Annotated in this window: 11 protein-coding genes; 2 read left to right on the top strand and 9 right to left on the bottom strand. The window is 36.6% G+C overall.

Annotated features, from left to right (window positions below; all coding sequences use genetic code 11):
- Window positions 1-18 precede the first annotated feature (18 nt).
- Window positions 19-840: an alpha/beta hydrolase gene (locus tag D778_RS06570; protein ID WP_007648917.1), complete on the bottom strand. Its 822-nt coding sequence runs from the start codon at window positions 838-840 to the stop codon at window positions 19-21.
- Window positions 812-2,200: an MptA/MptB family glycosyltransferase gene (locus tag D778_RS06565; RefSeq protein WP_007648915.1), complete on the bottom strand. Its 1,389-nt coding sequence runs from the start codon at window positions 2,198-2,200 to the stop codon at window positions 812-814. The genes D778_RS06570 and D778_RS06565 overlap by 29 nt, the downstream gene beginning before the upstream one ends.
- 129 nt (window positions 2,201-2,329) lie before the next feature.
- Between D778_RS06565 and D778_RS06560 the strand changes: the two genes are divergently transcribed.
- Together D778_RS06560 and D778_RS06555 are read left to right on the top strand one after the other, a co-directional pair.
- Window positions 2,330-3,571 carry a serine hydrolase domain-containing protein gene (locus tag D778_RS06560; protein WP_007648914.1) on the top strand — a complete coding sequence of 414 codons (1,242 nt, stop codon included), beginning with the start codon at window positions 2,330-2,332 and terminating at the stop codon, window positions 3,569-3,571.
- A 21-nt stretch (window positions 3,572-3,592) separates the two neighbouring features.
- Window positions 3,593-4,402: an amidohydrolase family protein gene (locus tag D778_RS06555; RefSeq protein ID WP_007648913.1), complete on the top strand. Its 810-nt coding sequence runs from the start codon at window positions 3,593-3,595 to the stop codon at window positions 4,400-4,402.
- On the opposite strand, the gene D778_RS06550 is transcribed toward D778_RS06555, so the two are convergent.
- The 7 genes from D778_RS06550 to D778_RS06520 form a co-directional block, all read right to left on the bottom strand.
- Window positions 4,399-5,889: a cellulose synthase family protein gene (locus D778_RS06550; RefSeq protein WP_040491727.1), complete on the bottom strand. Its 1,491-nt coding sequence runs from the start codon at window positions 5,887-5,889 to the stop codon at window positions 4,399-4,401. The genes D778_RS06555 and D778_RS06550 overlap by 4 nt on opposite strands.
- Entirely contained in the window at window positions 5,889-6,578 is a 690-nt protein-coding gene (locus D778_RS06545; protein ID WP_040491725.1) for a glycosyltransferase family 2 protein, read from the bottom strand. The genes D778_RS06550 and D778_RS06545 overlap by 1 nt, the downstream gene beginning before the upstream one ends.
- A gap of 113 nt (window positions 6,579-6,691) precedes the next feature.
- Window positions 6,692-7,141, bottom strand: a complete 450-nt coding sequence (locus D778_RS06540; RefSeq protein WP_007648910.1) for a hypothetical protein — start codon at window positions 7,139-7,141, stop codon at window positions 6,692-6,694.
- A 62-nt stretch (window positions 7,142-7,203) separates the two neighbouring features.
- Complete coding sequence (locus D778_RS06535; protein ID WP_007648909.1) at window positions 7,204-10,656, bottom strand: pyruvate carboxylase; 3,453 nt, start codon at window positions 10,654-10,656, stop codon at window positions 7,204-7,206.
- Window positions 10,657-10,768: 112 nt separating this feature from the next.
- Window positions 10,769-11,482: a TIGR04283 family arsenosugar biosynthesis glycosyltransferase gene (locus D778_RS06530; protein ID WP_007648908.1), complete on the bottom strand. Its 714-nt coding sequence runs from the start codon at window positions 11,480-11,482 to the stop codon at window positions 10,769-10,771.
- On the bottom strand, window positions 11,475-12,188 hold the full coding sequence (locus D778_RS06525; protein WP_040491723.1) for a DUF547 domain-containing protein: 714 nt from the start codon (window positions 12,186-12,188) through the stop codon (window positions 11,475-11,477). Before D778_RS06525 ends, D778_RS06530 begins: the two co-directional genes overlap by 8 nt.
- Window positions 12,178-13,077: a sterol desaturase family protein gene (locus D778_RS06520; RefSeq protein WP_007648906.1), complete on the bottom strand. Its 900-nt coding sequence runs from the start codon at window positions 13,075-13,077 to the stop codon at window positions 12,178-12,180. Before D778_RS06520 ends, D778_RS06525 begins: the two co-directional genes overlap by 11 nt.
- Window positions 13,078-13,118 lie beyond the last annotated feature (41 nt).

Below are 13,118 nucleotides of genomic sequence, written 5' to 3'. Positions count from 1 at the left end.
ATAAAAAAGACTGGAAGTTTAGAGTACCTGTTTTAAATCTTCGTAGTACTGTTTGGTAATATGCAAACCATTGTGTCCAGCATCTGTAATAGGATACAGTGTTATGTTGTTTGGCTGCAATGCCTGAAGTTTTTTGGCATTTGTATCCGGATGGATTAAAAAATCCCTTGTACCATAAAAAATCTTGATGGGACAAGTTACCTGCTTGACAAATTGATAGGAAGGAATGTCGTATTTTATGATAAACCCTGGAATGAGAGGAGCAATTTCTTCTGTAATCAAGGTTTTCCATGAATAATAAGGAGCGTTTAAAATAAGCATCCTCGGATTGTTTTTAGAAGCTAAATAACTGGCCAACCCAGAACCTAAAGAGAAGCCAAGGACTACAATGTCTTCTTCATGGTAACGTGTTTTTGTGTAATCGTAAACCTTTTGCATGTCGTTAAACAACTCTTCGGAATTAGAATAAGACCCATCGCTTTTTCCATAACCTCTGTAGTCCACAAATAAAATATCGTATTGATTGTTTAAATACAACGAAGCGCGTTTTCCCCAATCGTGAATAGCTCCAGCATTTCCGTGTAGATATAGGATAACGCCTTTGGGATTTTCGGTTTTAAACAGCACTGCATTTAAATTGGTGTTCTCTGCAACTGGAATATTGAGTTCCTCAAAAGGTTCTTCAAACTCAAATTGGTAATCTTTTGCCAGTGTTTTTGGGTTGAAAAAGAAACGTTCTTGATTAAAATAAACAAAAACCAACGAAAGGACATATAAAATTAAAAGCGTTGCTATAATTCTGGCAATACGCCTAAAGAGTTTTGGGAAATTTAGTTTCAACAGATTCTTTTCTTAAAATTTCGTACAAAAATACACTATAAACCACGACATATTCCAAACTCACTACCCATAAATTTTCGGTATTGTTGAAATTTGCATACGCCAAATAACTTAAAATAATTACCAAACTCCAAACCAATGGAAATTTGTATTTAGTAAAAATGGATAATATTAAAAGCGTTGCAATGTACCAAGGATGAACGGTTGTGGCTGTAAAGTAATAAAAAGTTAAAGCAAAAAGCATGGCAGAAAAAAGTTGAACCATGGTGGCATTTTTTCTAAAAAAAGCCAAAGCAATCACCATAATAAACACCAATAGCGCCATAAATTTTCCTATTATGGCAATTTCATTATAGCCTGTTATTTGGTATCCTATTTCCCTGGCAATATAATAGAGGCTTGCATTAAACTCAAAGTTTTGAAACCATAAACCAACGGTTTCAGCATAATTTAGTATGAATTGTTGTGAGTAAAATGGCGTAAATAGTAAAGCAACAAATAAACCAACAACAGCATAAAACCCTATTAATTTTATAATATTAAGCCAGATAGAAGCATCTTTTTTATTGGGTACAAACCACTGCCAAAGCAAAGGTAAAAATAGCAATGGAATAAGCTTTATGGAAACAGAACAGGCAAAGACAACAGCTGCCAAAAACCACTTATTGCATGACAATAAATACAAACTCCATAACAAAAAGAAAATCATGACACCTTCAAAATGCAGATTGCCAGTAAGCTCAATAATTATAAACGGATTTAATACATACCAAAAAATATGATGAACAGGCAATTTTAATTGTTGCAGTAGTTTTTTTCCAAAATAAAGCGTTCCAAAATCGGCTGCTATAATTATAAGTCGAAGGCCAATAACAGAGCTTAAGATGCTTTTTCCTGGAAACAATTCGGCTAAAGCAAAACACAATTGGTTCAATGGTGGATAATTGGTATAATGATTGGCGCTTAGGCTTCCCATCCCCAAATACAGTTCTTGGGCTTGAGGAATTGGAAAATCGTTTATGGAAATAAAAAAATATGGCGTGTAAAGATAGGGGTTAAAACCCTGTAAAACCATACGTCCATCCCAGATAAACCTATAAAAATCTTGTGACAGATTTGGGATGGCCAAAATAAAAACAGCCCTAAATGCAAAAGCCAATACAGTTAAAAACAAGAGATTGCTTTTAGTAAGTTTAACCAGTTTGTAAAACACAAAAAACAAAGCAACATATAAGGTTACAAGCTTAATGGAATCTGTTCTTTGTAGGTTGTAGGCAAAGCCAAAATAGAACAACAAGCTTGAAATAGCCAGTAATATTGGAAATTTATACAGCTTTAAAAATGTAGGGTTTAATAGCATGAATCAAAGATAGCCATAATTTGTTTTTTAAAACCCAATCCATTTCCATGACAAATAAAACAGGCTTTTTTTTAATAAAGTACAAATTAGATGTTATCTTACAAGCTGTTTTTTAAACATAGGACTCTTATGAAAACATGGAAAAAAATTGGATTGGGTTTGTTGGCCATACTTATTGTATTTGGTATTTGGTTTTATCCAAAATACAAAATGCTAAATTTAACCATGCATCTTTTTGATGAAGACCAGATTGTAAGTAATTTTAGGTCATTTGATTCCGTTTGGCCAGTGGCCGTTTTGGAAGCTCCAGAGAATAAATTGGCATATCCAAAAGCTACTAGCATCAAACTACCGGAAAGTTTTCAATTCAATGGCAAAAAGTACCAGACAGAGTCTTTTTTGGAAGATTCCTGGACCACCGGATTTTTAGTGATTCAGCAGGACAGTTTGGTGTTTGAAAATTATTATTTGGGAAATACCCAATCCACAAGAAACATTTCGTGGTCCATGGCAAAATCGGTTATATCAGCTTTAATGGGAATTGCAGTCCATGAAGGTTATATTAAGAGCATTGACGAAACTGTTGAAGTTTATGTTCCAGAACTGAAAGAATCTGCTTATGAAGGTGTAAAGATTAAAGACGTCCTTCAGATGTCCACAGGAGTGAAATTTAATGAAGATTATGCCGATTTTTTTAGCGATATCAATCGTTGGGGCAGAGGTTTTGCCATGGGGAATTCCCAAGACGCCTTTGCTGCCAGTTTAGATCGCGAATTGGAACCTGGAACCGTATGCCATTATGTAAGTATAAACACGCATGTATTGGGTATGATTTTAAAAAGGGCCACAGGAAAAACCATCACAGCATACATGCAAGAAAAATTATACAATCCTTTGGGCATGGAATATGATGGTTATTGGTTGTTGGATGGGGAACAGATGGAAATGGTATTAGGAGGTTTAAATTTAACACTTAGGGATTTTGCCAAAATGGGCACCTTGTTTTTAAACAAAGGAGTGGTTCAAGGCAAGCAAGTAGTGCCAAAACAGTGGGTTGAAGCCTCCACACATCCAGATGCACCACATGTTCAACCTAGCGAAACCCATTTTGGTTACGGCTATCAATGGTGGATTCCAGAAAGTAAGCAAGGGGAATTTATGGCTATGGGTGTTTACGGACAATATATTTATGTAAACCCAACAACAAAAACCGTAGTTGTTAAACTTTCAGCAAATCCAAAATATAACGATAAGGACTATGTTCCTAGTAACGACTTTGCCCATTTGGAACTGTTTCGAGCCATAGCTCTTTCATCTAAAAGTTTAGAGGAAAATGCAGCTTATGCAGCTGTTCTTAAAGAAATAAAATAAAAACAACCTTAAGCAAGATATATGATTATAGATGTACATACCCATATCAACAATTATCACGAAGATAGAGTGGTGTCGCTAAACGAATGTTTAAACCGGTTAACAGAAACCATGTTGGAAAATAAGGTAGCATATTCATTGGTATTATCATCTTATAAGGTTAATGAGCATAGACCAAGCACCAAACAGGTAGTTGAAGCCATTAAAGACAGGAATAACTTGGGAGTTGTGTCTGGAATCAGTTACCTGAATTACAATCATAGGGATATTAGGGAAATAGGGGAGTATCTTGAAAACGGGTTGATTAAAGGTTTGAAATTTTATCCTGGTTACGAACCCTTTTATCCTAATGACACCAGATTGAAAGTATGGTACGAAATGGCTATAGAGTACAATGTACCTGTGATGTTTCATTCTGGAGACACCTATGCGCCAACTGGAAAAGTAAAGTATTCACATCCTTTACATATAGACGATTTAGCAGTGGATTACCCAGACCTAAAAATTGTTATTTGTCATGTAGGAAACCCTTGGATTAAGGATTGTATGGAGGTGGTCTATAAAAACAAAAACGTTTATGCCGATATTTCTGGATTGGTGCTTGGAGATTTTTCCGAAAAGTTTGAGCGTTATATGAAAAAGGAAATCGAAGAAATGATTACCTATGCTGGCGATCCAAACTATTTGCTTTATGGAACAGATTGGCCTATTTCCAATATGAAATCCTATTTGAAATTTATGGACCAACTGGAACTGGCAGATGAAAAAAAAGAACTGATTCTATGGAAAAATGCTGCTGAACTGTTTCGAATAGATGTTTCAAAACTTTAAGCACTTGATGTTACGGATTTAAAAAAAACATAGCCAAACCCTAGAAATAGCATGAGGTGAAACGGGAAAAGACCAAAATCGCCACCTTGATTTCCCACTACAAAAGCCGAATACATACCGAACCCAAAATAGAGCGTCAATAGCCCTTCAAAAAGCACATAAATTGGAATTTTCTTAGAAAGGTATTTGTTGTTTTTCCAGCTGTCTGATAATGAATTTATGTTGAATTTAGGGGTTCTCACAAAATCACTGCGTTTTCCAAAATGTCCTTCCAGGACAGCTACGGAATTATGCAGCGAAAAACCCATAGCTATTGAGAAAAAGGTAAAAAACATACCTAGGTACTCTATAAAGTCTTTTAAGCCGTTGCCGTATATTTTTTTGTACATAAACCAATAACAAACAAAGAAAATTATCGAGCTCACCACAAAAAAGCTCATGACATAAAAGTAAGGTTTTAAAGATTCATATTCGTTTTTAATATAAAGCATGGGAATGCTTAAAACGGCCACAATAAAGATGTTTAAAAACATGGTGGAATTTAATAAGTGCAGTAATCCATGAGCTTTTGTTTTTGCTGATATATGTTTGTTCTTAACGAGTTTCCAAGCCATTTTCCTAAAGTTTTCTGCGCCACCTTTGTTCCATCTAAACTGTTGTGAACGTGCAGCACTTATTGCCATAGGAAGTTCGGCTGGGGTTTCAACGTCTTCCAGGTACTTAAATTTCCAGTTTTTCAATTGGGCTCTGTAGCTTAAATCCAAGTCCTCCGTTAGGGTGTCTCCTTCCCAATTTCCAGCTTCCAGAATACAGGTTTTTCGCCATACACCAGCTGTTCCATTAAAATTTATAAAATGGGATTTACTGTTTCTGCCTACTTGTTCCAGGGTAAAATGGGCATCCAGCGCAAACGCTTGGATTTTTGTTAAAACGGAATGGTTCCTGTTTAGATGGCTCCAACGGGTTTGTACAACACCAATATTTTCATCTTTAAAGTAAGGGATGGTTTCCTTTAACCAGTTTGGCCTTGGAAGGAAATCGGCATCAAAAATGGCTATAAATTCCCCTTTAGCAACTTTCAGTCCTTCTTTTAATGCACCTGCCTTAAACCCAGTCCTTTTTGTTCTGTGAATATGCACTATGTTAACGTCTGAAAGTTTCAATTGTTTTACCAATTTTTGGGTAAGTTCCAAACTTTCGTCTGTGGAATCGTCCAGAACCTGAATCTCCAATTTGTCTTTTGGATAATCCATTTTGGAAATATTTTCAAGCAAACGTTCCATCACATACATTTCGTTATACACAGGAAGTTGAATGCTGACAAAAGGAATGTTATTTGGATTTGAAAAGTCAAATTTAACAGCTTGAGATTGTTTTTTTTGAGCCTTTAAATAATTTGAAAGCAAGTTGAGCTGCGCCAACGCATAGATAAATATCAGCGTAAGGGCAATGGTGTATACAACTATGATGACACTAAGCAAATACATCATTTGAAACTGTATTTAAAAATCCAACCTAAAATTTTAATACCAGCCATAATGGCTCCGTTTAAGGTGCCAGAGACTTTTGAAACTCCAATTCGGTTTCTATAGCTCACAGGAATTTCAATGTAAGATAGTTTTTGTTTCAAGGCTTTTAATTGCATTTCCACAGTCCATCCATAGGTTTTGTCTTCCATCTTCAAAGCCAGTAGTTTTTGGTACTTAATGGCTCTAAAAGGCCCTAGGTCTGTAAAATTTGAACCAAACATGATACGCATTAAAAAGGTGGCCAGCCAATTCCCAAAAATTTGAGGTTGGGTCATGGAGCCAGGTTCTCTAAGTCGTTTTACACGGGCTCCAATTACAAAATCGATGTTATCTTCAATAATTGGCTGAACTATTTTAGTTAATTCTTCTGGATAATCGCTATAATCGCCATCAAGAAAGACCACAATATCTGGTTTTATTTTTTGTTTGGACACATAAGCCATTCCTTTTAGGCAGGCATAGCCATATCCTTTTCTGGACTCCGTTAAAACGGTTGCTCCTGCTTGTTTGGCATTGACTTCAGTAGCATCGGTGGAATTGTTGTTCACTACAATAATTTCGTTTACCGTTTTAGGGATATCATGAATGACCTTCGCAATAGAATCAGCTTCGTTATATGCAGGAATAATAACTTTTAGTATTGGCATGAATGATTTGGCTAAATTCTATTTTTTTAAGTTATTAAGTTATTTAGTTATTAAGTTATAAGGCATCTTTTTCCATGAATTTCTGGATATCATTTTTCAAATAGGAAAAACACTTACTCCTGAAGTTCCATTTGCTTGTATTCTTCTTGTTGGGCAGGAACAATATGTTCATCAAAATACCAAGAAGACCATTTTTCTAATGACAAAAAGATGCCAAGCCCCAAAATAAAGGTAATAACGATCATTAAAATGAGGTTTTTCTTTTTTCTTTTAGGATCCATGGAACATTGATTTTGCTTTTTTCGGTAAAGATAAATTCCATACACACCAATTATTACTGCGAGACCTCTAAGAATCCACGAGCCTGTTCCAATGGAACCGTCTTCGGCATAAAAGAAATCGGCAAAGGAAATGGCATAAATGCCTCCCATGAGTCCAAACATGAATAAGACGGCTGGAGCCACGCAGCATATAATACCTGCTATTCCGGCTGTGGCAGCATATTTAAATGCCCATTTAAAGAAATTAGGTTCTTCTTTAGTTTCAGGGTTGTCAGGTTTCATACAGTTTGTTTTGCTGTTTTGTCCATAAAAATAAGAAGACCTTTCAGTTTTTGATGTTAATTTTATTCTAAACGAATTACCAAATCTTCTGAATTTACCATGACTCCAGGATTTAAAACCAATTGTTTTACTGTGGCAGCTTCGTTGGCAGTGATGGTAGTTTCCATTTTCATGGCTTCAATTATAAACAAAGGTTGGTTTTTGGTCACTTTGTCTCCTTTCTTGACCAAAATGGTAGATAACAAACCTTGTAAAGGAGCGCCAATCTCTTTGGTATTGGCTTTGTCTGCCTTTAGGTGTTCCACTTTATCAATTTTAATCGATTCGTCTTTTATTTGAACCGATCGGCCTTGTCCGTTTACTTTAAAATACACGGTTACCATACCATCTTCATTAGGTTTTCCTACCGAATCCAAAGTAATAAGAAGTGTTTTGCCTTTGTCCAATTCCACAATGATTTCCTCACCTATTTCCATACCATAAAAGAAATTTTTGGTCGGTAGATTCATCAGGTTGTCATACTTCAAATGTTTGTTGTAAGAATCCGTAAAAACTTTAGGATAGAGTTTGTAGGATAGGAAATCGGTTATTTTTAAAGGTCTGCTTAGATCTTTTTCGAAAATCTTTCTAAAAGCCTCGTATTCCTTTTCAAAATCTATGGGTTCCAAATGGGCATTTGGTCTATCTGTATAAGGTTTTTCGTCTTTTAAAATTAATTTCTGAAGGTCTTTAGGAAAGCCACCAACAGGTTGGCCTAGGTCGCCTTTAAAGAAGCTCACTGCAGATTGTGGAAACGAAATGCTGTCTCCTCGTTCCAATACATCTTGAACGGTTAGATTGTTGCTTACCAAATATTGAGCCATATCTCCAACAACTTTGGAACTTGGAGTCACTTTTACAATGTCTCCAAAAAGCTGATTGACATCTGCATACATGGCTGTAATTTCGTGAAAACGGTCTTCCAGACCCAATGCTTGAGCTTGTGGTTTTAAATTGGAATATTGACCTCCAGGAATTTCATGTTTGAATACTTCCCCAGAACCAGCTTTTAAACCAGATTCAAAAGGGTAATAATACTCCCTTACCGTTTCCCAATAGTTGGAATACTCGTTTAGGGAGTCGATGTTTAGTGAATTTTCTCGTGGGTTGAATTTCATCATTTCCACAACCGAATTAAAATTTGGTTGCGAGGTTAAACCCGATAAGCCTCCTAGTGCCACATCTACCACGTCCACACCAGCTTCAATGGCTTTTAAGTAAGTAGCCGATTGGATGGAAGAGGTATCATGCGTGTGCAGGTGAACAGGAATGTTCAATTCTTGTTTTAAGGCAGAAACCAATTCGAAGGCAGCATAAGGTTTCAACAGTCCAGCCATGTCTTTAATGGCCAAAATATGGGCTCCAGCATTTTCAATGTCTTTTGCTAAAGTTGTGTAATATTTAAGGTTGTATTTGGTGTTTTTAGGATTTAAAATATCACCTGTATAGCAGATGGAACCTTCGGCCAAACCTTGGGTTCTGTTTCTTACATGTTCGATACAAGGCGCAATGGATTTCATCCAGTTAAGCGAATCGAAAATCCTAAAAAGATCCACGCCATTTTCCCAGGATTGCTCCACAAATTTTTCAATTAGGTTGTCTGGATAAGCTGTATAGCCAACCCCATTCGATCCCCTAATCAACATTTGAAGTAGGATGTTTGGCATGGCTTTACGCAAAAGTTGCAAGCGTTCCCATGGATTTTCCTGCAAAAAACGGAAACAAACGTCAAAGGTGGCTCCTCCCCAAACTTCCATGCTAAAAATGTCGGGATTGTTTTTGGCATAGCCTTCAGCTACTTTCAGCATGTCGTAGGTTCGCATTCTGGTAGCCAATAAACTTTGATGCGCATCGCGCATGGTGGTGTCTGTAAAGTGAATTTTCTTTTCGGCTTTTAGCCATTGGGCAAATTTATCTGGCCCTAAGGTTGTGAGTAAGTCCTTGGTCCCTTCAGGATAGCTGCCATTTGGATTGAATTTAGGAACAACAGGCTTTACAAAGGTTTTGGTTGGATCTGTTTTTTTAACATCAGGATTTCCATTGACTATCACATCCCCTAAATATGTCACTAATTTGGTGGCTCTGTTTCTTGGGGCTTTAAAGACAAATAAATCTGGGTTTTGCTTGATGAAATTTACGGTTACATCACCTCTTCTAAAGGTTTCGTGTTTTAAAATATTATCCAGGAACGGCATGTTTGTTTTTACGCCTCGAATTCTAAATTCGGCCAGAGCACGACGTACTTTTCTACAGGCACCATCTAACGTTCTACTGTTGGCAGTCACTTTTACCAACATGGAATCGAAAAAAGGAGACACAATGGCTCCTTGATACACAGAACCAGCATCTAAACGTATCCCGAAACCGGAAGCACTTCTATACGTGGTTATTTCTCCATAATCTGGTTTGAAATCGTTTTGGGGATCTTCGGTGGTGATCCTGCATTGTAATGCATACCCTGTTACTTTTATGGCTTCCTGGTTTGGTATTTTTATTTGTTGGTCCGACAATTTATAGCCACCAGCAATAAAAAGTTGTGTTTTAACCAAATCGATGTTTGTTACCACTTCGGTTACTGTGTGTTCTACCTGGATTCTTGGGTTGACTTCAATAAAGTAGATGGAGCCGTCATCATCCACTAAAAACTCCACGGTTCCTATGTTGTTATAATCAACAGCCTTACAAATATTAATGGCATACTTATAAAGGGCATCCTTGGTTTCTTGATTCAAATCGTATGAAGGAGCAAATTCAATGACTTTCTGGTAACGACGTTGCACCGAACAATCGCGTTCAAATAAATGAACCGTATTTCCATAGTTATCTGCTACAATTTGAATTTCTATATGTTTTGGGTTTTCAACAAACTTTTCCAAAAACACGGTATCGTCTCCAAAAGCATTCAAGGCTTCACGCTTGCTTTCGTTAAAAGCCCCTTTTAGTTCTTCGGGTTGTCGTATGACGCGCATACCACGACCACCACCACCAGAAGCAGCCTTTAACATAATGGGATAGCCAATGTTTTTAGCTTCAGACAGTGCTGTGTCAATATCTTTAAGAGGTTTTTGGTTACTTTGGATGATAGGGATGTTATTGGCCACAGCCACTTCTTTAGCTGTAATCTTATCACCTAAAGATTTTAAAACAGATACTTTAGGGCCAATAAATATGATGTTATTTTCTTCGCATTTTTGCGCAAATTGTGCATTTTCAGACAAAAAACCATAACCAGGATGAATGGCATTGGCACCACATTCCAAAGCTACTTTTATAATTTCATCTATATCCAGATAGGGTTTTAAAGGATCGTTGTCCTCCCCAATTTGATAAGATTCATCAGCTTTATATCTGTGTAGGGAATATCTGTCTTCAAAGGTGTAAATACCAACGGTTCTTACATTGATTTCTGTACAAGCCCTAAAAATTCTAATGGCAATTTCCCCTCTGTTGGCAACAAGTACTTTCGTGATTTTCATGGTTGGTTGTGTGTTTTAATTGATTTTAGCGAATGTTCGCTACAAATGTAGCAAACGGAAATTAAATGGACAACGATTTTTCAATCAGAAAGTTAGGGGTTATCAACAGGTTTTAAGCAATGTGTTTTTTATAATATTTGTAAAGTTCTTCGGGAGAAGCGCCAAACCATTTTTTAACATAAATGGCCCAGAAATGATATTGAAGTTTCCAAATGCCATGAGTCTCGTAACGTCTGGCTGAGGTTGTGAGTTTTTTGTTGATGACTTTAAACTGCTTGCGTTTGTAGAGTTGGTTAATTAGGATGTTGTCTTCGTAAATGATATAGCGTTCATTATATCCTCCAATTTCCTGAAACAATTTTTTGGTGATAAACTGACTTTGGTCGCCACCTCTACAGGCTCTCCAGTGAAATTGGGTAAGCCAACTTGCCAAGCGCAGCCACCAATGTTTGTGGTTGAATTGCATTCTAAAACAACCAGCTAAATGGTCGTTTTTGACTTCATTTATAATGTATTGATCGAAGTTTTTGGGAGGAAAGGAATCGGCATGCAAAAAGTAAAGGATGTTGCCTTGCGCTGTTTTTGCTCCTAGGTTCATTTGCTTGGCCCTTCCTTTAGGGGAATTTAAAAGTTTTATGTTTGTTTTTGATGCACTTGAGCCGATAAAGGTTTTAATTTGCTCCTGGGAGTTATCTGTACTGCCTCCATCAACTATTATTAGTTCTGAAATATTTTCTTCCTTGGAGTTGCACATGAGGTGTTGGAGCAGGTTTTGGATGTTTTCTGCTTCGTTTAGAATTGGGATGATGATGGAGATTTTATTCATTTAAGTCCCAATTGTAATCCATGTAACTTTTTTTTGCTTTTTGAGAGATTTCAATGGGAGCATAAAGGTTTAAAAAATCGATTAGACTGCCATTGGTTGTAAAATCTTCAGAAAACCATTTAAATATTTTTGAGAGTTTGATGGTTTCTTCAGATAGATTGTTTTTGGTTTCATCCGAAAGAAATTCTTCAGTCGCAAGCGTTAATTGTAGATCTAATTTTGAAGGAGTATAGGCTTCATTCAATAACTTAGGACAGGATTTTGAAGCGCAAACTATGGCAAAATGAAATCTGGGTTCTTTCATCTTTCTTAAGATATCATGCTCAATTTGGTTTAAAGACATGAGTTGTTTACCAATTGGTATGAATTCTTGATCCCAAGGATTTTTAATGTCCTTAATGCTTTTAATGGGATAGTGGTCTATAATCAGTTTGATGGTAAAAGCGTTGTATGCATTGATCCAATAAGCTAAACGTTCTTCCTGAGACCAAGATTTGTTGGGTTGGGTTTTTGTAAACCCTTCCAAACTGGCCTGCAATAATTGAGGGTCTGTTTTTATGGCTTGGTAATTCACCTCACCAAAACTATTGACATGTTTTTGAAGCAGCTTGTTATAGGCATGATCGTTTAGGTTTTGGGCTTTTGTGGGAAGTGATAGAGCCAATACAGCCAATAAAACAATCAATATGTAAGCTTTAGTCTTCATTTTTAGGTTTAAATTTTAATGGATATAGTTCCTGGTTTACAAAATCTTTAGGGAAGGTTTCGTCCCCAGAAAAGCCCAATTCAATATCCCGACCATCTTCAGGAACGTAATTGGTTTTAAAAAGGTAATCCCAAATGCTAAGTGTTAGTCCGTAATTTACCCCAAACCTTGCATGTTTGGGAAGCTTTTTGGCATGATGCCAAATATGCATTTTTGGGTTGTTGAAAATGTATTTCAATTTGCCATAGTCCCAACCAAGGTTGGCATGGTTTAAATGGCCTATGGTAATGTTAAAGAAGTGTACCAAGGCAACATCTTGAGCCTCAAAACCACCAATTATGGCCAATGGAATGTATAAAATGGATTTGTAAACCACAGGTTCCATCCAATGATAGCGTAAGTGAGCAGCAAAGCCCATTTCTTTAACGGAATGGTGCACTTTGTGGAAATTCCAGAGAAAAGGCACACGATGTAACAATCTGTGTGTGTTCCATTGCACAAAATCGGCCACTATAAAAAAGATGAAAAGTCCCAAGGGTTTAGGTAGCTTATTCACTTCAAACAATTGAAAGCTGGAAAGCGATAGTCCTACAAGTCCTAGGATATCGTTAAAAATTTCGGCTACTGTATTGGATAGGGCAATAAAGACAATCAAGTTCAACAAGAAGAAATTAAAGAACATGTAAAAGGTGTCCAGCCAAAAATCCTTTCTAAAAAGCGCTTGGTTTTTTCTCCACGGAAACAAGATTTCCAGTATCCAAACAGCTAAGGAGATGATGATGAGACCATAGAAATAATTATCCCAATAACTGAAAGACGTTATCTCTTTTATGAGATAATTCCAATAGCCAGTATAGGCGTTTTTTATTATTTCCAGGTATTTTTCCATGACATCTGTTTTAAAGCCTGCAAGGTTTTTTGAAGCCTTGC

The sequence above is a fragment of the Xanthomarina gelatinilytica genome (genome assembly GCF_000348685.1).
GTDB classification, from domain to species: Bacteria; Bacteroidota; Bacteroidia; order Flavobacteriales; family Flavobacteriaceae; genus Xanthomarina; species Xanthomarina gelatinilytica.
This window is presented reverse-complemented; position numbering and strand designations above follow the sequence as displayed.

Bases quoted from the DNA above. Each gene is read 5' to 3' on its own strand.
- D778_RS06565 (WP_007648915.1), bottom strand. From the start codon at position 2,200: ATGCTATTAAACCCTACATTTTTAAAGCTGTATAAATTTCCAATATTA.
- D778_RS06560 (WP_007648914.1), top strand. From the start codon at position 2,330: ATGAAAACATGGAAAAAAATTGGATTGGGTTTGTTGGCCATACTTATT.
- D778_RS06555 (WP_007648913.1), top strand. From the start codon at position 3,593: ATGATTATAGATGTACATACCCATATCAACAATTATCACGAAGATAGA.
- D778_RS06550 (WP_040491727.1), bottom strand. From the start codon at position 5,889: ATGTATTTGCTTAGTGTCATCATAGTTGTATACACCATTGCCCTTACG.
- D778_RS06545 (WP_040491725.1), bottom strand. From the start codon at position 6,578: ATGCCAATACTAAAAGTTATTATTCCTGCATATAACGAAGCTGATTCT.
- D778_RS06540 (WP_007648910.1), bottom strand. From the start codon at position 7,141: ATGAAACCTGACAACCCTGAAACTAAAGAAGAACCTAATTTCTTTAAA.
- D778_RS06535 (WP_007648909.1), bottom strand. From the start codon at position 10,656: ATGAAAATCACGAAAGTACTTGTTGCCAACAGAGGGGAAATTGCCATT.
- D778_RS06530 (WP_007648908.1), bottom strand. From the start codon at position 11,482: ATGAATAAAATCTCCATCATCATCCCAATTCTAAACGAAGCAGAAAAC.
- D778_RS06525 (WP_040491723.1), bottom strand. From the start codon at position 12,188: ATGAAGACTAAAGCTTACATATTGATTGTTTTATTGGCTGTATTGGCT.
- D778_RS06520 (WP_007648906.1), bottom strand. From the start codon at position 13,077: ATGGAAAAATACCTGGAAATAATAAAAAACGCCTATACTGGCTATTGG.